This is a genomic window from Pseudobutyrivibrio sp. JW11, from assembly GCF_900115355.1.
Taxonomy (GTDB): Bacteria; Bacillota; Clostridia; order Lachnospirales; family Lachnospiraceae; genus Pseudobutyrivibrio; species Pseudobutyrivibrio ruminis.
The window spans coordinates 68,503-86,881 of the sequence record NZ_FOWB01000001.1; the positions used below are offsets into that span (position 1 = coordinate 68,503).

Here is an 18,379-nt window from a genome sequence, read left to right on the forward strand (position 1 = left end):
TAAAAAAAGAGGAAAATGGAAGATAATTTATCACAAGCTAAAGAATTTATAAGGTTTGTGGGAAGCCCTGTGATAAAAATATAGAATCTTAAGTATTAAATTTTTATATATGCTTAATTCAATATTGGGGGAGCGGATTATAGAACTATTTTCTTGCATACGTCACGGTATCGTGATATTATTCTATTGAGGAGTAATGTTATGCCAGTTATTTCAAGATTTAATGGTATTGTGATTAGAATGTACTTCCGTTCTAGTGAACACAATCCACCCCATCTTCATGCTATATATGGTGAAGATATTGCAGCTATTGATCTTAGAACATATGAATTATTAGAAGGTGAATTGCCACCCAAAATCATGTCATTAGTGTTACAATGGATGTCTGTAAATAGAGATGAGCTATTAGAAATATGGAGTACGCAGAATTTTAAAAAATTGCCACCACTTGAATAGGAGGTAAATATGTTTCATAAGATAAAAGATGTAAAGGCGATGCCTGATTATAAATTACAAGTTCATTTTGTTGAAGGTCAGACAAAGGAATATAGTATTAAAGATTTAGCAGAGACAATACCAGCTTTTAACCAACTAATGGAGGATAGTTCTTTGTTTGAATCAGTATCAGTTGATGTTGGTGGATATGGAATTATATGGAATGATGATTTAGATTTGTCCTGTGATGAATTATGGGATAATGGTAAGAAGATAGATTCTCCATTTGATGGTTTAATGTCTATGCGAGAGGCTACAGAAATGTGGGGGCTCAACGAAAGTACTCTTAGACGAGCTATAATATATGGAAAATTAATAGAAGGTATTGATGTTCATAAATTTGGTAAGCAATGGGTTGTAGTTTTTAATTCGATGGTCAGAGAATATGGCGAGCCTAAAGCTAGCTAAACTATAGAAACATTTTACATAGATTTGATTATAATTGCGTAGGCAATATGTTAAAATGTGTATACAAATTCAAGAGGAAGCCGGTGCGGGCCGGCCATACACGAAAGGAGAATACACATGTACGAACAGATTAAATTGCCTTATGCGACAGATGCTTTGGAGCCATATATTGATAAGCTCACAATTGAGACTCATCATGGAAAGCATCATGCAACCTATACAAACAATTTTAATGATCTTGCAGCTAAAGCTGGTGTGGCGGACAATTCAGCGGCAGAAGTTCTTGCGAACTTAGATAAGATTTCAGATGAGACTTTGCGCAAGGGTATCAGAAATCAGGGTGGCGGATATTATAATCATAATCTTTATTTTGAAATGTTTTCTCCTAATGCTGCAAAGGCACCAACAGGCAAGCTTGCTGATGCAGTAAACAAAGCTTTTGGCAGTGTGGAAGCTTGCAAGGAGGAATTGTCAAAACTTGCAGTAGCTCAGTTTGGCTCAGGTTGGGCTTTTCTTTCAGTTGATTCTGCAGGTGAGCTTCATGCATCAAATTCTTTGAATCAGGACAATCCATTATCAGAGGGCAAAGGTTGGACTCCAATTATTGCTCTTGATGTTTGGGAGCATGCCTACTATCTTAAGTACAAGAATCTGCGCCCGGATTACATCAAAGCATTTTGGGAGGTCCTTGATTGGTCCAAGGTTTCAGCCCGTTATGATGAAATAATTAGATAGAATTAATATTTAAAATGCCGCTTTAATATGGTAAAGTTTAGGAGTATGTGGTGAAAGAATGTTACTATTCACCTCATACTCCATTTTTGTATTATTTAGTATTTCAGGAGGGCAAGACATGAATAAGCAGGGAATTGGAACTAGATGTGTGCAGGCAGGTTATACACCAGGAAATGGTGAGCCAAGACAGATTCCAATTGTACAATCTACAACTTTCAAGTATGACACTAGCGAGGATATGGGAAAGCTTTTTGACCTTGAGGCATCAGGCTATTTCTATACAAGACTTCAGAATCCTACAAATGATTATGTAGCTGCAAAAATCGCAGCACTTGAAGGTGGTACAGCTGCAATGCTTACATCCAGCGGACAGGCAGCCAATTTCTACGCATTATTCAACGTATGCGAGTGCGGCAGTCATATCGTTGCATCTTCATCAATCTATGGTGGAACATTCAACCTTATCGCTGTTACAATGAAGAAGATGGGTGTTGATGTTACATTTGTTTCACCTAATGCATCTGAGGAAGAATTGAACGCAGCATTCCAGGACAACACACGCGCAATGTTTGGCGAGACAATCGCAAACCCAGCCCTTACAGTTTTAGATATAGAAAAATTTGCAAAGGTGGCACACGCTCACGGCGTTCCACTTATTGTTGATAACACATTCCCAACACCAGTAAACTGCCGTCCAATCGAGTGGGGCGCAGATATTGTTACACACTCAACTACAAAATATATGGATGGTCATGGAGCAGGCGTTGGTGGATGTATCGTAGATTCAGGAAAGTTTGACTGGATGGCTTATGCAGATAAGTTCCCAGGACTTTGCACTCCAGATGATAGCTACCACGGAATCACATACGCAGAGAAGTTCGGCAAGGAGGGAGCTTTCATTACAAAGGCTACAGCTCAGATCATGCGTGACCTTGGAAGTATCCAGTCTCCACAGAACGCATTTATCTTAAATCTTGGTTTAGAGTCACTTCACGTTCGTATGCCTCGTCATGCTGAAAATGGACTTGCTGTTGCAAAATTCCTTCAGTCATGCCCAGAGGTAAAGAAGGTTACTTATCCAAATCTTGAGGGAGATGAATATTATGAGATAGCTCAGAAGTATCTTCCAAACGGAGGATGCGGTGTAGTTTCATTCGAGCTCAACGGAGGCAGAGCTGCAGCAGAATCATTCATGAAGAAGCTCAAGCTCATCGCTATCGAGACACACGTTGCAGATGCTAGAAGCTGCTGCTTAAACCCAGCTACATCAACACATCGTCAGATGACAGATGAGCAGCTTGAGGCAGCTGGAATTCCTGCAGGCCTTATCCGCGTATCTTGCGGCCTCGAGGACAGCGAAGACCTCATCGCAGATATCGCCCAGGCTCTCCACTAACGGTGGTAGAATTATAATAAGAACTGATCGTAAATTAGTTCTATAAATTTTAAGTGAGCAAGTAGGAAACAAGCTCTCAGTGTTAAGAATGTAGGTAGGAGACAAGCTCTTGGTGTTGCTGAAGTGACCAATCTCGGAACGAAGCAATACCAAGGCTTGTATCCGTAACTTGCGGAGTTAGTAGTAGATGTTATTTAATTCTTATATTTTTATTTTTGTTTTTTTACCAATTTGCATACTAGGATATTTTTTACTTAATAAGACTAAGCGATACAAGCTTGGTCTTGTTTTTCTGCTTGGAATGTCATTGTGGTTTTATGGATATTTCAATCCGGGGTACCTGCTAATTATCATCTCCAGCGTGATCGTAAATTATCTGTTTTACCTGTGGATGAAGAGGCTGCAAAACGGTGCCATACTTGAAGCAACTACAATGAATTCGGAGTTGGATTCAGTCACCATAGATAACGTTGGCTATTTGAAATCCTGCAAGCCGGTGATGATACTTGGTGTGGCAGTGAATCTTGGAATAATCTTTTATTTCAAGTACATGGATTTCTTCATTGATAACGTAAATACGATATTTAAAACTGACTGGCCATTTATGCACATAGTGCTTCCACTTGGAATCAGCTTTTTCACATTCCAGCAGATTTCATTTATCGTGGATACTTACAGAGGACAGGTGCCTAAGTACGATTTCATTACATATGCTTGTTACGTCACTTTCTTCCCACAGCTGGTTGCCGGCCCAATCGTTACCCACGATGAAATGATTCCTCAGCTGTTAAATCCAAGTAAAAAGACAGTGGATTGGGACAACATGGCAAAGGGTTTCTACATGTTTGCCATGGGTCTTGGTAAAAAGATATTGATAGCAGATGTGTTTGGCGTGGCAGTAAATTGGGGCTACACTCAGGTGGCAGATTTGAAGGCTACCAACTCAATCCTTGTAATGATTGCATATTACTTCCAGCTGTACTTTGATTTTAGCGGATATTGCGACATGGCCACAGGTCTTGCAAAGATGCTCAACATAGATTTGCCAGTAAACTTTGACAGCCCATACAAGACACTCAACATTGCAAGCTTCTGGAATCATTGGCATGCCACTCTTGGTCGATTCTTCACCAGATATGTGTACATTCCTCTCGGTGGCAATCGCCGTGGAAATGTTAGGACATGCTTCAATCTTTTCATCGTATTCTTGCTCAGCGGATTCTGGCATGGTGCCCAGTGGACTTTTGTAGTATGGTCAGTGCTAAACGGTATCTTTGTTATCATCACTCGCATGAACAAAAAGACCTTTGATGAAATGCACCCTGCTCTTGGATGGATGCTGACACAGGTATTCTTTGCCATGTCACTTATCTTTTTCAGAGCAGATACAATCGGTGATGCAATTGAGTTTATAAAGCAGATTTTATACGTAGATTTCACCAACATCGATGTGAATATCCTTAGCGCATTCCGGACACCAGTGTTGAAATACTTCCTGGATGGAACTGCACTTACAAATTCACTTCCATTTATTTATGTTGGAATCTATTATTTCCTTGCACTGTTCATTGTGCTTGGAGCAAAGAATTCAAACCAAAAGATGCAGGCGTTCCAGCTAAAGATAAGCACTATGCTTTGGACAGCATTTTTGATTGTACTCAGCATCTTCTCACTTAGCGGAATCAGCACATTTTTATATTTTAATTTTTAGGATTATATATGTTTAAAAGTAGTAAAAGATGGATGGCCGCTATGCTTGCGGTGTTGATGATATTGTTGGTGGGATTTGCCAGTGTGATTATTGTGGTAGATCCATACTTCCATTATCACGGACCACTTTCAGGCCTTTATTACGAATTGAATAACGAGCGAAGCCAAAACGATGGAATCATCAAGCACTTTGATTACGATGCGATGGTGATAGGCACATCTATGGCGGAAAATTACAAGACTAGCGAAGTGGATGAGCTGTTTGGAGTTAATTCAATCAAGACCACATTTGCTGGTGGTACTTACAAGGAGCTTAACGACAACATTGCAAATGCCATTGAAGTAAATCCTGATCTAAAGCTTGTGATTCGTCCTCTGGATTATTCCTACATTATGGATGATGCCAACAGGATTCGTGATGATTTGGGAGATTATCCAGATTACTTATATGATGATAACATCTTCAACGACGTAAACTATTTCTTCAATAAAGAGGTACTGTTCGATATCTGCATACCAATGCTTGCAGATGCAGCAGCTGGAAAAGAAGCAGGCATCACAAGCTTTGATGATTATGCCAATTGGATGGACACAGCGGAGTTTGGAGCTGGTGTAGTTTTGGGAGATAGAACCGAATTTGCAGAGCCAACCTCTAGAGAGCCATTTGTTGATGAGGTAAAGCAGCAGGTTGAGGAAAACATCACCCAGAATGTTGTTCAGCTTGCAAAGGACAATCCGGACATTCAGTTTTACTATTATTTCACACCATACTCCATTGCATGGTGGGGCTCACAAAATGAGCTTGGAACAGTTCAAAGATGGATAGCAGCGGAAAAATATGCAATCGAGCTTATGCTTGAGTGCGACAATATCCATCTATTCTCATTCAATAATGAGTTTGATATCACAACAAATCTGGACAATTACAGTGATGAATGTCATCATGGTGATTGGATTAATTCACAGATTTTAGGTTGGATGTATTCCGGCACAGATGAACTTACAAAGGACAACTACGAGGAATACATTAATGTAGAGCTTGATTTCTACACAACCTACAATTACAAGGGGCTATTTGAGTAATGATTGAAATAAAAAATGTTAAAAAGAAATATGGGAAGCACACAGTCTTGGCAGGTATTGACTTTACGGTAGAGCCTGGCGAGATTGTGGGAATCCTTGGGGAGAATGGTAGTGGAAAATCTACACTTCTTACAATTCTAGCGGGACTTCAAAAGCCTAATTCTGGCTTTTTCAACATTGATGGCAAGGATTTGCTGAAAAATACAAAATTAAGAAATGAGCTTGTGGCATACGTTCCACAGGAGACACCGTTGATTACAGAGCTTACCGCCTGGGACAATCTGCGCATGTGGTACAAACCTGACAAGTTGAAGAAGGAGCTTCAGGACGGTTTTCTTGCGATGCTTGGAATCGACCAGTTCATCAAGGTTCCTGTAAATCAAATGTCAGGCGGCATGAAGAAGCGTCTCACTATCGGTTGCGCTATAAATTCCAATCCAAAGCTTATGCTTTTGGATGAGCCAACAGCGGCTCTTGATTTGGTGTGCAAAGAAAGAATCTACACTTACTTTGAGCAGTTCAAGCGCCAGGGCGGTTCTTTGATCATAGCAACACACGAGGTGCAAGAGATAGAGCTTTGCGACAAATGCTTCATTCTTAAGGAAGGCAAGCTTGTGCCTTACAAGTATGACGGGGACATTCCTCATTTGATAGGAAGATTATAGAGTTATGGTAAAGTTTAAAGATTATTTGCTAATTCAATATAAACGAATATTTAAACTGCTACCCGGAATACTCGCAATGATTTTAGTGGTGGCTTTTTTGCTGTCTGTGACAGGGTATGCACTTATCTATAGCGATACTTATGCATCAGAGCAACAGCGCTACAAGCTGGGTGTTGTGGGTGATACAGATGATGAGATGATAAGCCTTGGAATCTACATGGTAGGCACCCTTGATGAGAGCCGATACATGATTGAGCTGGTAGAGTACGATGATGAAGAGGCTGCCAAGCAGGCTTTGAGAAACGCTGATATTTCTGCGTATATCGTAATTACGGAGGAGTTCAGCAATGCGCTGGATGCAATGACAAATGATGCGAAGCTAAAATACTATGCTACATCAGGTCAAAAGGGCATTTCAAATGTAATGATGGACGAGATTTCATCAATTGCAACTCACATAATCATCTATTCCGAGACAGGCATACTTACCCTCAGGCAGCTGATGAAGGAAGAGGGCTTCGATAAAAACTATCGCTCCGAGAAAATAAACGATTTGTTTATGCGATATATTTCGGCGCTAATCGTCAGAACCAATGTGGCGGAAATCACAGAGCTTGGTCTTTCTGATGGACTATCCACACCAGCCTACTATTTCCTCGGAATACTCTTGTTCTTCATGCTGTTGCTTTCATTCTGTGCCATCTCATTTTTCCTTGGCCAAAAGGATGGAAGAATCAGGTTCATGAAATCAAAGGGCATCGGTGCGGTGGCTCAGGTGTTTGGTGAGTATATTCCGTTTTTGACCATCAACATCATTTGCATGGCAGTGATATTTGGGCTGATGGCAGTGGCTATACACTTTGGAGTGCTGGATTCTGTGGAGACAGATGTAAATCTGATGAAAGCCCTAGGAGAAATTGCAGGCAAATTGCTTCCTGTATCCATCATGTTTGCTGCATTAGGATTTATGATTTTTGAAATCCTTGTAGGTGTCATCAACAAAATTCTGGTGGCATTTATGCTTTACATTGGGATGGGATACGTGTCTGGATATTTTTATCCAAAGACATTCTTCCCTGCAATCGTCCAAAGAATAGGCGAGTTCATTCCGTCAGGTGTGGCATTTTCATACATGGGCGGTGTGATTACCGACGATGAGACAGGATTATACTTTTGGATTATGTGCGCTTACACCGTGGCATTCCTTGGAATTGCAATGGTTGTAAGAAGACAGAAGATGAAATAAGGATGAAATACTTACTACTATTAAAAAGTTTATTGAAAAAGAAAAGTTACATAGCCATGCTTTTGGTGGTGCCATTGATGGTGCTTATGTTGAATGCTATGAGCGCTGCACCATCGGGGCTTATGACAATCGGCGTTTACATTCCAGGTGATGATAGCTGCTCAAAATGGCTGAAAGAGAATCTGGAATCCAATCCTGGAAGTCTGCTTTTTAAGTTTTATGACGATGCAGATGCGGTGGTGAAGGATGTTGAGTCTCAGCAGCTTACCGAAGGGTGGATTGTGCCAGAAGATTTGGATGCCCTTGTGGATAACATGGCTACAAAGGGCAAGACCAAAACAAAGATAGAAATTGTTATCCGCGAAAGTGGTCTTACACACATGCTTGGCAGGGAGGTTCTCTCCAGCAGGGTTTATCCTATGATCGCCAGACAAATGGCTATTTACTATATTTCAAAAAATGTGTACGGTGATAATCCAACTGAGGACCAGTTGAATCATATCATCGAAACATATGACAACTATGAGATTAATGGCAATCTTTTTGAGATGGGCTATGTTGATGGCACAGACAATTCATCTGAAGATACTAATTATCTGATGATGCCGCTAAGAGGAATCCTGGCACTGTGGCTTCTCCTATGTGGAATCGCAGCATCCATGTATTATCTTGAGGATGAGGCAAGCGGCTTGTTTATCTGGTGGAAGACCAGGTTCTTTGTACTCAGAGATTTGCTTTATTATCTAGTTATAATTTTTATTCCGACAATAATGGTACTTGTTGGCTTGTACTGGGGAGGCGTTTTCACATCCCTGGGAAGAGAGATTGCGACCATTGCTGCATATGATTTTGTGGTCATCGTGGTGGCCATTTTTATAAGAGAAATCATTCACAGCATTAAGGGACTTGGAATCGTTACACCGATTCTTATCATGGCATCGGCAATGCTTTCGCCTGTGTTCATTGACTTCAAAGAAGGTCGTGTATTACAGCGATTTTGCCCAACATTCCACTATTTATATAGCATCCATGATTTATACTATTTAAAAAGTTTATTAATTTATGGTATTGCTTTTTTAATTTTATGGTATATAATTAATACCATCAAACGACACTCAAAGTGAGAGGGAGGAAGATTTATGTTTTGTACTAAATGTGGATTTGAGCTTAGCGCCACAGCGAAGTTCTGTCCAAAGTGTGGAACTCCAGCAAAGCAGCCTGCAGCTCCAGCACCACAGGAAGCCCCTGTTGAGGAGCCAGTTGTTGAGGCCGCTCCAGAAGTAGAGGAGCCAGTTGTAGAGGAGATTCCAGAAGTAGAGGAAACTCCTGTTGTTGAAGAAACAGTAGAAGAGATTGTAGAAGAGACAGTAGAGGAAGTATCGGAGACAGAGGAAGCTCCAGAAGTAGAGGAAACACCAGTAGAGGAAAATACAGAAGAAGTTCTTACAGTAGATGAAGTGCTTTCTGAGCAGTCTGCCCAGGCTGAGGAGCAGCCAGCAGCAGAAGCTCCAGTAGAGCAGCCTACTCCAGAGCCAGCTCCACAGTGGTCACCAATTCCACCAGCTGAGGAAGCTCCAGCTCCTAAGAAGGGCAAGAAAGGAATTATCATCGCTATTGTTGTAGTGGTTGTAATTGCACTTCTTGCAGTAGGCGGATTCTTCGCATATAAATTCATCAACAATCCTGCAAAGATGCTTGCTAAAGCAATCGACAATCAGTCAGGCAGCCTTGTTGAGGAATATGAGGTTAGCTACAATTCCATCCAGGAATCATACGCTGATTTAAATGGCGATATGACTCTTTCAGTAGATTTTACACTTGGCGACAAAATCAAGAGCCTTTTAGCAGACGAAATGGGCATGACTGCAGAAGATATTTCTTGGTTCAATAGCGCAGGTGCTACAATCGCTATGGATGTTCAGGATAAGTCATTAGGACTTGATGTAGATGCAAGCATTAACGGCACACACATTACTACATTCCAGGCACTTATTGATGCAAATGCAGGCGAGGCTTACATTTCAGCTCCAGAAGTTGTTTCTGATGCATCATTCCTTGTTGGCTCAGATTTCGACAAGCAGGAAATCGTTAAGGCAATCGCTGATTACACAACACAGCTTTCAACATACGCAGAGACATATCCAACACCTGCTCAGATGAGCACAACAGCTGATAACTACGCAAGCATCATCAAGAAGGATCTTGCAGGCGCAGATATCACAAAGGGCAAAAAGGAAATCAAGGCAAGCGGCGTAAAGGCTACATACACAGAGCTTGCTATCACAATCGACGCACAGACAGATGCTCAGCTTACATACGATTTAGCTGAGGCATTCGAGGAAGATGATGATCTTAAGGAAATGCTTATGCCATTCCTTGAGGCAGAGATTCAGTCAGATGAGTATTCTGAGTACACAGATGCAGAAGAGTACTGGGATGAAATCACATCAGAGATTTCTGATGCAAAGAAGGATGCTAAGAAGACATTAGAGAAGATTGAAAAGAATCCTAAGAAGAACAAGGATGTTGGTGTTCTTTATGTTTACCTTGATAGCTCATTCAACGTCAAGGGTATCTCATATGACGACGACGCAGATGGCGAAGTATTTACATTATACATGCCAGAGGATGGCGCTGATTCAGGTCTTAAGTTAAAGATTGTTGATTCAGAGGGTGAAACACTTACAATTGATGGTAAGGGCACATCACAGGATGAGTTCTTAAACGGAACATACACAGTTGCATTAGACGACGAAGAGTACTTTACTGTTGATGTTAAGAACTTCGATCAGAAGACATATAGAAAGACACGCGGTGTAAACGCAGAGTTCCTTGTTACACTTGGCGATGGTATGACAGAGTCAATTTACGAGGATGACATGCAGTTCCTTGCATTAGCTCAGTACGATTTTGTAGTTCAGGCAGAAGGTACTACTGGTAAAATCGACATGAACGTTATGGCAGACAATGATTCACTTCTTCAGGTAAATCTTTCATACTCAATGGAAGATGTGCCAGATATGTCAAAGGCCGGAACAGTTTACGACCTTGAAAATATGGATTCAGAAGAGATGATTGACCTTCTCAAGATTGTTGATTTGTCATCAACAGTTAGCAACCTTGAGGCAGCAAAGGTACCTAGCGAATACGTTGAGGTTCTCAAGACAATCAGTGAGACATTAAAGTCTGGCGATGATGAAGCTATCTACATGATGATCCTTGGTTTGTACGGATATGGTAGCTACTACGATGATAGTTACTATTATGATGATTATTACTACGATGATTATTATGATGACTATTATGACTACGACGATTACTACTACGAGGATGAGGATTACGACACCTACGGTTGGTACTAATTAGAATGGTAAAAATAAAGCATAGCAGTTACGGCTGCTATGCTTTTTTATATTCTCTGGGAGTTTTATTATATTTGCGCTTGAACTGACGGTTGAAGTGGGAGAGATTTTCGAAGCCAACCTGCTGGGAAATGGTGAGGATTGTCTCCTCCGATTCCAAAAGCAGGCGGGATGCCATAGAAAGCCTGTAGTCATTTAAATAAGTTATGAAGCTTACGCCGAAGGCCTCCTTGAAAAATCGCATAAAATGAGATTCAGAAAAACCTGCCAAATCCGCCATTTCAGCAACGGTGATTTGATTACCATAATTCAATTCTACATATTTGATGACAGGCTTTAGCTTGTCGATTTTCTTCTTATTCTTTGTATCAATCTTATCTTCATAAAGCGTTACTAAATTAAATAGAAGCAGATATAGATTGCCCTTGATAGCCAGTCCCCATGCCCCTTCTCTGTGGCTGGAGATGTTGTCGTTGCTATCCAGATATTTCTTTATACTTTCATATCCAGTGACGCCAGGTCTAAAAACTTGGGGAATATCCACGGTGTTCTCGAAAAATGGCATGAGAAATCTATCATAGAATTCATCCAGGTTGGAAGCAAACATCTTTGAATCAAAAATGATATTTTCGTATTCCATAGAATTATCAGAAAGCTGATAGATTCCATGAACCTTGCCTGGCAAAATAAACGCTATATCCCCGGCAGCTACAGTGTTCTCATTTCCATCTATGATAATGATTCCTGCGCCCTTTTTTATATAGATAAACTCCGCATCCTCATGCCAGTGTAGTGGCACCGAATCGAAATCCAGCGGAATAGTACAAGGATATGTGTTGTATGGAATGTTGTAGTCAAAGTGGCTAGTAACCTCATGTATGGACTGATAATCGTTAATATTAATCATGTGTCTATCTCCTATTTTGATAGAATAGTATCATTTTATAGTGGGTTTGTGCAAGTAATAGCCCATATATGAGCAGTATAATCCAAGTAAATGGTAACTAATTAATCACCGAGGAGGGTAATTATGACTGCAAATGAGTATATTAAGATTCGATTTGGTCGCCACATGGATCAGTGTACAAATGAAGAGATTTATGTTGGCTTACTTGAGTATGTAAAAGATAAGGCTAAGAGCAAGGAGATTGCTGGGGGCAAGAAAAAGCTCTATTACATTAGCGCTGAGTTTTTGATTGGTAAGCTCCTTTCAAACAACCTTATCAATCTTGGAATATATGACGAGGTTAAGGCTGAGCTTGAGGCTTGTGGAAAGTCTCTTGCAGAAATAGAGGAAATCGAGGTTGAGCCTTCGCTAGGAAATGGTGGACTTGGTCGTCTTGCAGCTTGCTTCCTTGATTCAATTGCAACACTTGGTCTCAATGGTGATGGTGTTGGATTGGCATACCACATGGGACTTTTTAAGCAGGTATTCAACAATAATCTTCAGAATGAAGAACCAAACCCATGGATGTCAGAGCACAGCTGGATGACAAAAACAGAGCGCACATATCAGGTTGATTTTGGTGGCTTCAATGTAACATCCCGTATGTATGATATAGACGTAACAGGTTATGATTCTGTTACAACAAAGCTTCATCTTTTCGATGTAGATACAGTAGATGAATCAATTATTAAAGATGGAATTAATTTCGATAAGAGCGAATTTACAAAGAATCTCACATTGTTCTTATACCCAGATGATTCTGATGACAATGGTAGATTACTCCGTGTTTATCAGCAGTATTTCATGGTTTCAAATGCTGCTCAGCTCATCCTTGATGAAGCTGTAGAAAAGGGCTCAAACCTTTATGATTTAGCAGATTATGCTGTAATTCAGATTAATGATACACACCCATCAATGGTTATACCGGAACTCATTCGACTCCTTCAGATTCGTGGGCTTACAATGGACGAGGCAATTGATGTGGTTTCAAAGTGCACAGCTTACACAAACCACACAATCCTCGCAGAAGCCCTTGAAAAGTGGCCTATCCACTTTATGATGAAGGCTGTTCCACAGCTCATGCCTATCATTCGCGAGCTTCACAACCGTATTGCAAAGAAGGTTGCAGACCCAGATGTTGCCATCATCAAGGATGGTCTTGTACACATGGCACACATGGACATCCACTATGGCATTTCAATCAATGGTGTTGCTGCCCTTCATACAGAAATATTAAAGGAGACAGAGCTTCACAAGTTCTATGAACTCTATCCTGAAAAGTTCAACAACAAGACAAACGGAATCACATTCCGTCGTTGGTTACTATATTGTAACCCAGAGCTTTCTAAGCTTATCGAAGAGCTTATTGGTCCTGGTTTCAAGAAGGATGCTACAGAGCTTAAGAAGCTCGAGCAGTACATGAACGACGATGCAGTTGTTCAGCGTTTCCTTGATGTAAAGAATACTCGCAAGACTGTTCTCAAGAACTACCTTGCAAAAACACAAGGCATCGAAATCGACGACAACAGCGTATACGACATTCAGATTAAGAGACTTCATGAGTACAAGCGTCAGCAGATGAACGCCCTCTACGTAATCAACAAATATTTTGAAATCAAAGAAGGCAAAAAGCCTGCTCGTCCAATCACAGTTATCTTTGGCGCAAAGGCTGCACCTGCTTACGTTATCGCAAAGGATATCATTCATCTTATCCTCTGCTTATCAGAAATCATTGCAAAGGATTCAGAGGTAAGCCCATATCTCAAGGTTGTTATGGTTGAAAACTACAACGTAACACTTGCAGAAAAGCTTATACCAGCCTGCGATATCCATGAGCAGATTTCACTCGCTTCAAAGGAAGCATCTGGTACTTCAAACATGAAGTTTATGCTCAACGGAGCCGTAGCAATCGGAACAATGGATGGCGCCAACGTAGAAATGCACGAATTTGTAGGTGACGACAACATCTACATCTTTGGCGAAGATTCAGACACAGTAATCAAGCGCTACGCAGATGCAAGCTACTGCTCACGCGACTACTACGAAAAGGATGCAAACCTTAAGAAGTGCGTAGACTTCATCGTATCAGACGAGCTTCTTGCAGTAGGCCAGAAGGAGAACCTTGAGCGTCTCTACAACGAACTCCTCAACAAGGACTGGTTCATGACCTTCCCTGACTTCAAAGACTACTGCCAGACCAAAGAAAAAGCCTTCGCCGACTACGAAGACCGCCTCACATGGGGCCGCAAGATGGTTAAAAACATCGCAAACGCAGGCTTCTTCTCAAGCGACCGCACCATCGCCCAGTACAACGCCGACATCTGGCACCTATAAACCATGCACCACCCAAGGACTGCAGCTGGCCCATCTACCTGCCCTTCTCCAAGGTAAGTTGGCCCAGCCAGCCCTCCCCTACAGGCCCGACCACCAGGTCCCCCTATGGGACGATTTCGCGAATATTATAGTTTTTCTTAGCACAAAAGGAGAACACACAACAGGTGTCTTGTTGCGGGATGAACCTTTTGGAGAGTTGTATGTTCTAGTACGGACACTCTAGGTCATCTACATGGATTTCCAAAGTTATGGTTCCTTGGGTTCATATTCCATTTGCTAAGTAGAATTAAAAAAGAGATATTTGTATGTATGAGCACCGTGGCACATTCAACGTCGTGTTTCAAGTGACCACTGCTGCCGCCGTCCTAGCGGCAGCTGCTCATCCATATCAAATATCTCTTTTTGTTCTACTAAGCTCATTCCAAAATCACCCAAAGGTATCCATAGTTTTTGAAATCCATATAAACCAAGAGCTGTGTGTCCGTCCACAGACATACCGATTCAGAAAATGTACAGACCTGCAAAAGACACCTGTAAATAAGTGTGTTCTCCTTGTGCTTTAGAAAAACATAATATTCATGCGATGTCCCGTAGGGGGACCTGGTGGTCGGGCCCGTAGGGGAGGGCTGGCTGGGCCAGTGCGAATAGATGGAAAAGGGCAGGTAAGATGGGGCCTAGATATTGATTTTGAGGGGCGTGCATGGTAAAATATCTTCTAGTTGTGGCTCAGGGGAGCCGGAGATTAGGAGGAAGTTTTTATGAGCACAGTGACTATTGTACTCATCGTTATTGCGGTTCTTATGGTTGCCGCAATCGTTGTATTATATTTTCTTGGTAAGAAGGCACAGGATAAGCGTGCAGAGCAGCAGGATCAGATGGATGCAGTTGCACAGCAGGTTTCAATGCTTATCATTGATAAGAAGCGCATGAAGCTTAAGGAAGCTGGTCTTCCAGAGGCAGTTGTTGCTGCTACACCATGGTATGCTAAGAATTCAAAGATTCCAGTTGTTAAGGCTAAGGTTGGCCCACAGATGATGACTCTTATCTGCGATGCAGAAATCTTTGATGAGGTTCCTGTAAAGAAGGAAGTTAAGGCTACAGTTTCTGGTCTTTACATCACAAAGGTAAAGGGCATCCGCGGTGGCAATGCTACTCAGGATACAAAGAAGAAAAAGGGACTTCGTGCTTGGGCACTTCGTAAGCAGAAGGAACTTGACCAGGAAACAAGAAAGAATAAATAAGTTTTTATTAACACCTCGGCTAAAAAATGGCCGAGGTGTTTTATTTGTCTAATAAAAGTGATAAAATGGCGTTACTAAGATAATTTTCTGACAACTTAGTTTGGGAGGAACGAGGATGAATTTTAAGATTAATAAAGCCATCTTGTCACTTTTTGTTTTAGCTTTTGCTGTTGTGCTTATGCCACATATCGATGCAAAGGCAGCTACCCAGGAAGAATACCAGATTTATTCGCAGGTTTTAAATGCTGATTACTACGCAGCTATGAATCCTGATGTGGCGGCAAAGGCAGATGGAAGTTACATATATTATCTTGAGCATTACATCAAATACGGTGTGTACGAGGGAAGAAATGCCAGTGGTACATTCAATGCTACCGACTACATGATTAAGAATCCTGACCTTGCTGCAGTGTTTGGAAATAACATGCCAGCATATGTTATTCACTATGTGTTGTCAGGAAAGGCAGAGGGCCGCGATGGCACACCTTCTGTGGGAGCCTTAGCAACTGATATGCCTCAAACCTACACTTTGCTTGGAGCATATACAACAGAGTATGATCCAAATGCAGCTAGAGGCCACAATATCGAAGTAGCTGCAGAAAAGGTGGATGGTACAGTGGTTGCTCCAGGAGCCACTTTCTCAGCATCAAATTCAATTGGTAAGCGTACATCGGCAAATGGCTTTGTTGAGGCACCGGTATTTATCAATAAGCAGCATGCAACAGGAATCGGCGGAGGCGTTTGCCAGGTTTCTTCAACTATATATGCAGCTATGAAGACTGCAGGAATTAAAGCAACTGAAAGACATCCTCATTCTCTTCCAGTATACTATCTGCCAGAGGGCTGGGATGCCACAATTTCATGGGGCTCATTAGATCTTAAGTTTGTGAATACATATGATTCAAATATAGTAGTTTTTGTTTTTGCGGATGAGGGACATCTTACAGCGGCACTTTATTTGCAAAATTAAAATTTTTCGCACAATTAATTGTAGTCACGGTCTAAGAATCATGTTATAATACGCCCCAACAGGGTAAAATTCGGATTTTACCAGTAGGGGAAAGGATTCCCCTGCACAGCTTAGGGCTGCAAAATGGATTTTGACCAAGGGGAATAATAAGTGGAAGAATTGTTGAGTAAGCAAGCTCCGGAAGTACAGGAACTTATCAAAAACGTAAACAAGTATCGAAAGGTGGATAACGAAAAACACCTTAGCTTTGCTTGCGATTTGTTTGATTTAGCACAAGAATGCGGAAACGAGGATTTAAAGGATTACGCAAGCTGTGCTCTTGGCGACGCCTGTTGCCAAAATCAGGACTATTCGCAAGCTTTATATTACATGTCGGCAGGCGTTCGAGGCCTTGCCAAAACAGACGAATACGAGCTCTTATGTAGATGCTACAATGAGCTAGGTATTATTTTCAGAAGTGAAGGTCATTTCATCACTAGCGAAGATTATTTCATTAATGCCATGGAAATCGCCAGGGCTCACAGATTGTACGCCATTGAAGCTATGGCGTGTTCTAATTTTGCTTCTTTATGCGAGGAAATGGATGCTATCGAGAGAGCACTAGAATATCATTATCGTTCCATTGAATGTTGCAGTTTCATAGATGACGAAGATTTCAAGCTTAGCCTTATGGCAGGGGATTACGCTTTTATTGTAAAGCTATATGTAATCCTTAAGGATGAGGAAAGCGCAGATCAGGCACTTGCTGAGATGGAAAAAATCATTGCGAAGTACCCAGAGATAAATAATCTTTTCGATATTAGAATTGCCAGATACGTATATTACAAGTTTAAAAATAACACAGCAAAGATTCAGGAAATGAAGGCTCTTTGCCTGGAGTCATTCTATGCTTGCCAGGAATATATTGTTTATTTCGATGAGGCTAAGCAGCTTATTGAAATACTCACAGAAGAAAAAGATTATCAGGAACTTCAAAAGATGTATGATAGGACTGAACAGGTTTTATCAAAAGACGATTTAATAAATCTAAGAGTATTCCTTGAGGAGTACAAGATTAAGATGTACGAAGCATTGGGCGATAAAGAACGTCTCATGGCTAGTTACAGCAACTACTATAGATATAACACTATCAAAACAGTTGATAATAAGCGTTCATTTTTGACCACTCTTCGTCTTCGTTCAGAGCTTGCTCAGCAGCGCACAAAGAATCTGTTCCTTTCGGCTGCCGCAGAGACAGATCCTCTCACAGGTATTGCTAACAGACTGAAGCTCAATACAGTTATTGATGAGCTTTTTGTATTAGCTAATAACGAAGGCAAAACACTTGCTGTTGAAATGATGGATATCGATTTCTTCAAGGAAGTAAACGACACATACGGTCACGCCAAGGGCGATGAGCTTTTGGTGATGCTTGCTAAAATTTTAAAGAGTGTCGAAGATGATAAGATTTTCGTTGCTAGATACGGTGGTGATGAATTCATCATTTACTACTACGACATGACTGATGAGCAAATAAAAGAAGTTGCTCGTCACATACAAAAATCAATGGAAATTGCTGGCGAGGCCCTTGGTATAGGAAAGGTCACAGTTTCCCAGGGAATCGTAAATCACATTCCTAGACCACTCAATAGAGCATGGGATTATATGAATGCTGCTGATTTAGCATTGTATTTTGTTAAGAACCATGGCAAGGCAAATGCTCGAATTATTCACAGAGCCACAGAATTAGAGACTCTTGCATGGGACAAAGTTTTTTGACTTTTAAACAAGTAATTATTAAAATATTTA

Annotated in this window: 15 protein-coding genes; 14 read left to right on the forward strand and 1 reads right to left on the reverse strand. The window is 41.1% G+C overall.

Annotation, left to right across the window (positions count from 1 at the left end; genetic code table 11):
* The first annotated feature begins 201 nt into the window (after positions 1-201).
* The 10 genes from BM102_RS00310 to BM102_RS00355 all read left to right on the forward strand — a co-directional run bounded on the left by BM102_RS00310 (position 202) and on the right by BM102_RS00355 (position 11,100).
* A complete protein-coding gene (locus BM102_RS00310) occupies positions 202-456 on the forward strand; it encodes a DUF4160 domain-containing protein (protein ID WP_090477785.1) in 255 nt (84 codons plus the stop codon).
* A gap of 9 nt (positions 457-465) precedes the next feature.
* Positions 466-903: a DUF2442 domain-containing protein gene (locus BM102_RS00315; RefSeq protein ID WP_033151911.1), complete on the forward strand. Its 438-nt coding sequence runs from the start codon at positions 466-468 to the stop codon at positions 901-903.
* Between the two features lie 117 nt (positions 904-1,020).
* The gene (locus tag BM102_RS00320; protein ID WP_090477788.1) at positions 1,021-1,638 is read left to right on the forward strand and encodes a superoxide dismutase; all 618 of its coding nucleotides are present in this window, start codon (positions 1,021-1,023) and stop codon (positions 1,636-1,638) included.
* 118 nt (positions 1,639-1,756) lie between these two features.
* Entirely contained in the window at positions 1,757-3,034 is a 1,278-nt protein-coding gene (locus BM102_RS00325) for an O-acetylhomoserine aminocarboxypropyltransferase/cysteine synthase family protein (protein ID WP_090477791.1), read from the forward strand.
* A 187-nt stretch (positions 3,035-3,221) separates the two neighbouring features.
* Entirely contained in the window at positions 3,222-4,745 is a 1,524-nt protein-coding gene (locus BM102_RS00330) for an MBOAT family O-acyltransferase (RefSeq protein ID WP_090477794.1), read from the forward strand.
* 8 nt (positions 4,746-4,753) lie between these two features.
* Positions 4,754-5,827: a hypothetical protein gene (locus BM102_RS00335; protein WP_143085444.1), complete on the forward strand. Its 1,074-nt coding sequence runs from the start codon at positions 4,754-4,756 to the stop codon at positions 5,825-5,827.
* The gene (gene ccmA / locus BM102_RS00340) at positions 5,827-6,492 is read left to right on the forward strand and encodes a heme ABC exporter ATP-binding protein CcmA (RefSeq protein ID WP_044935398.1); all 666 of its coding nucleotides are present in this window, start codon (positions 5,827-5,829) and stop codon (positions 6,490-6,492) included. The genes BM102_RS00335 and ccmA overlap by 1 nt, the downstream gene beginning before the upstream one ends.
* Positions 6,493-6,496: 4 nt before the next feature.
* A complete protein-coding gene (locus BM102_RS00345; protein ID WP_090477800.1) occupies positions 6,497-7,738 on the forward strand; it encodes an ABC transporter permease in 1,242 nt (413 codons plus the stop codon).
* Between the two features lie 2 nt (positions 7,739-7,740).
* Positions 7,741-8,862 carry an ABC transporter permease gene (locus tag BM102_RS00350; RefSeq protein WP_090477802.1) on the forward strand — a complete coding sequence of 374 codons (1,122 nt, stop codon included), beginning with the start codon at positions 7,741-7,743 and terminating at the stop codon, positions 8,860-8,862.
* Positions 8,863-8,877: 15 nt separating this feature from the next.
* Entirely contained in the window at positions 8,878-11,100 is a 2,223-nt protein-coding gene (locus BM102_RS00355) for a zinc ribbon domain-containing protein (RefSeq protein WP_090477804.1), read from the forward strand.
* Positions 11,101-11,137: 37 nt separating this feature from the next.
* Here BM102_RS00355 and BM102_RS00360 read toward each other — a convergent pair whose 3' ends face one another.
* Positions 11,138-12,007 (reverse strand): AraC family transcriptional regulator, encoded by an 870-nt coding sequence (locus BM102_RS00360; protein WP_090477807.1) that lies wholly within the window; start codon positions 12,005-12,007, stop codon positions 11,138-11,140.
* Positions 12,008-12,130: 123 nt separating this feature from the next.
* Here BM102_RS00360 and BM102_RS00365 point away from each other — a divergent pair, with 123 nt between their 5' ends.
* From BM102_RS00365 to BM102_RS00385, 4 genes are all read left to right on the forward strand, one after another.
* On the forward strand, positions 12,131-14,380 hold the full coding sequence (locus BM102_RS00365) for a glycogen/starch/alpha-glucan phosphorylase (protein ID WP_090477808.1): 2,250 nt from the start codon (positions 12,131-12,133) through the stop codon (positions 14,378-14,380).
* 758 nt (positions 14,381-15,138) lie between these two features.
* Positions 15,139-15,621 carry a hypothetical protein gene (locus tag BM102_RS00375; protein WP_074789896.1) on the forward strand — a complete coding sequence of 161 codons (483 nt, stop codon included), beginning with the start codon at positions 15,139-15,141 and terminating at the stop codon, positions 15,619-15,621.
* A 115-nt stretch (positions 15,622-15,736) separates the two neighbouring features.
* Complete coding sequence (locus BM102_RS00380) at positions 15,737-16,591, forward strand: VanW family protein (protein ID WP_090477810.1); 855 nt, start codon at positions 15,737-15,739, stop codon at positions 16,589-16,591.
* 150 nt (positions 16,592-16,741) lie between these two features.
* Positions 16,742-18,349, forward strand: coding sequence for a GGDEF domain-containing protein (locus BM102_RS00385; protein ID WP_090477813.1), 1,608 nt, complete (start codon positions 16,742-16,744; stop codon positions 18,347-18,349).
* Positions 18,350-18,379: the final 30 nt, after the last annotated feature.

What these genes read in the sequence shown, in the direction of transcription:
- BM102_RS00310 (WP_090477785.1), top strand. Translation starts at nt 202, where the DNA reads ATGCCAGTTATTTCAAGATTTAATGGTATTGTGATTAGAATGTACTTC.
- BM102_RS00315 (WP_033151911.1), top strand. Translation starts at nt 466, where the DNA reads ATGTTTCATAAGATAAAAGATGTAAAGGCGATGCCTGATTATAAATTA.
- BM102_RS00320 (WP_090477788.1), top strand. Translation starts at nt 1,021, where the DNA reads ATGTACGAACAGATTAAATTGCCTTATGCGACAGATGCTTTGGAGCCA.
- BM102_RS00325 (WP_090477791.1), top strand. Translation starts at nt 1,757, where the DNA reads ATGAATAAGCAGGGAATTGGAACTAGATGTGTGCAGGCAGGTTATACA.
- BM102_RS00330 (WP_090477794.1), top strand. Translation starts at nt 3,222, where the DNA reads ATGTTATTTAATTCTTATATTTTTATTTTTGTTTTTTTACCAATTTGC.
- BM102_RS00335 (WP_143085444.1), top strand. Translation starts at nt 4,754, where the DNA reads ATGTTTAAAAGTAGTAAAAGATGGATGGCCGCTATGCTTGCGGTGTTG.
- ccmA (WP_044935398.1), top strand. Translation starts at nt 5,827, where the DNA reads ATGATTGAAATAAAAAATGTTAAAAAGAAATATGGGAAGCACACAGTC.
- BM102_RS00345 (WP_090477800.1), top strand. Translation starts at nt 6,497, where the DNA reads ATGGTAAAGTTTAAAGATTATTTGCTAATTCAATATAAACGAATATTT.
- BM102_RS00350 (WP_090477802.1), top strand. Translation starts at nt 7,741, where the DNA reads ATGAAATACTTACTACTATTAAAAAGTTTATTGAAAAAGAAAAGTTAC.
- BM102_RS00355 (WP_090477804.1), top strand. Translation starts at nt 8,878, where the DNA reads ATGTTTTGTACTAAATGTGGATTTGAGCTTAGCGCCACAGCGAAGTTC.
- BM102_RS00360 (WP_090477807.1), bottom strand. Translation starts at nt 12,007, where the DNA reads ATGATTAATATTAACGATTATCAGTCCATACATGAGGTTACTAGCCAC.
- BM102_RS00365 (WP_090477808.1), top strand. Translation starts at nt 12,131, where the DNA reads ATGACTGCAAATGAGTATATTAAGATTCGATTTGGTCGCCACATGGAT.
- BM102_RS00375 (WP_074789896.1), top strand. Translation starts at nt 15,139, where the DNA reads ATGAGCACAGTGACTATTGTACTCATCGTTATTGCGGTTCTTATGGTT.
- BM102_RS00380 (WP_090477810.1), top strand. Translation starts at nt 15,737, where the DNA reads ATGAATTTTAAGATTAATAAAGCCATCTTGTCACTTTTTGTTTTAGCT.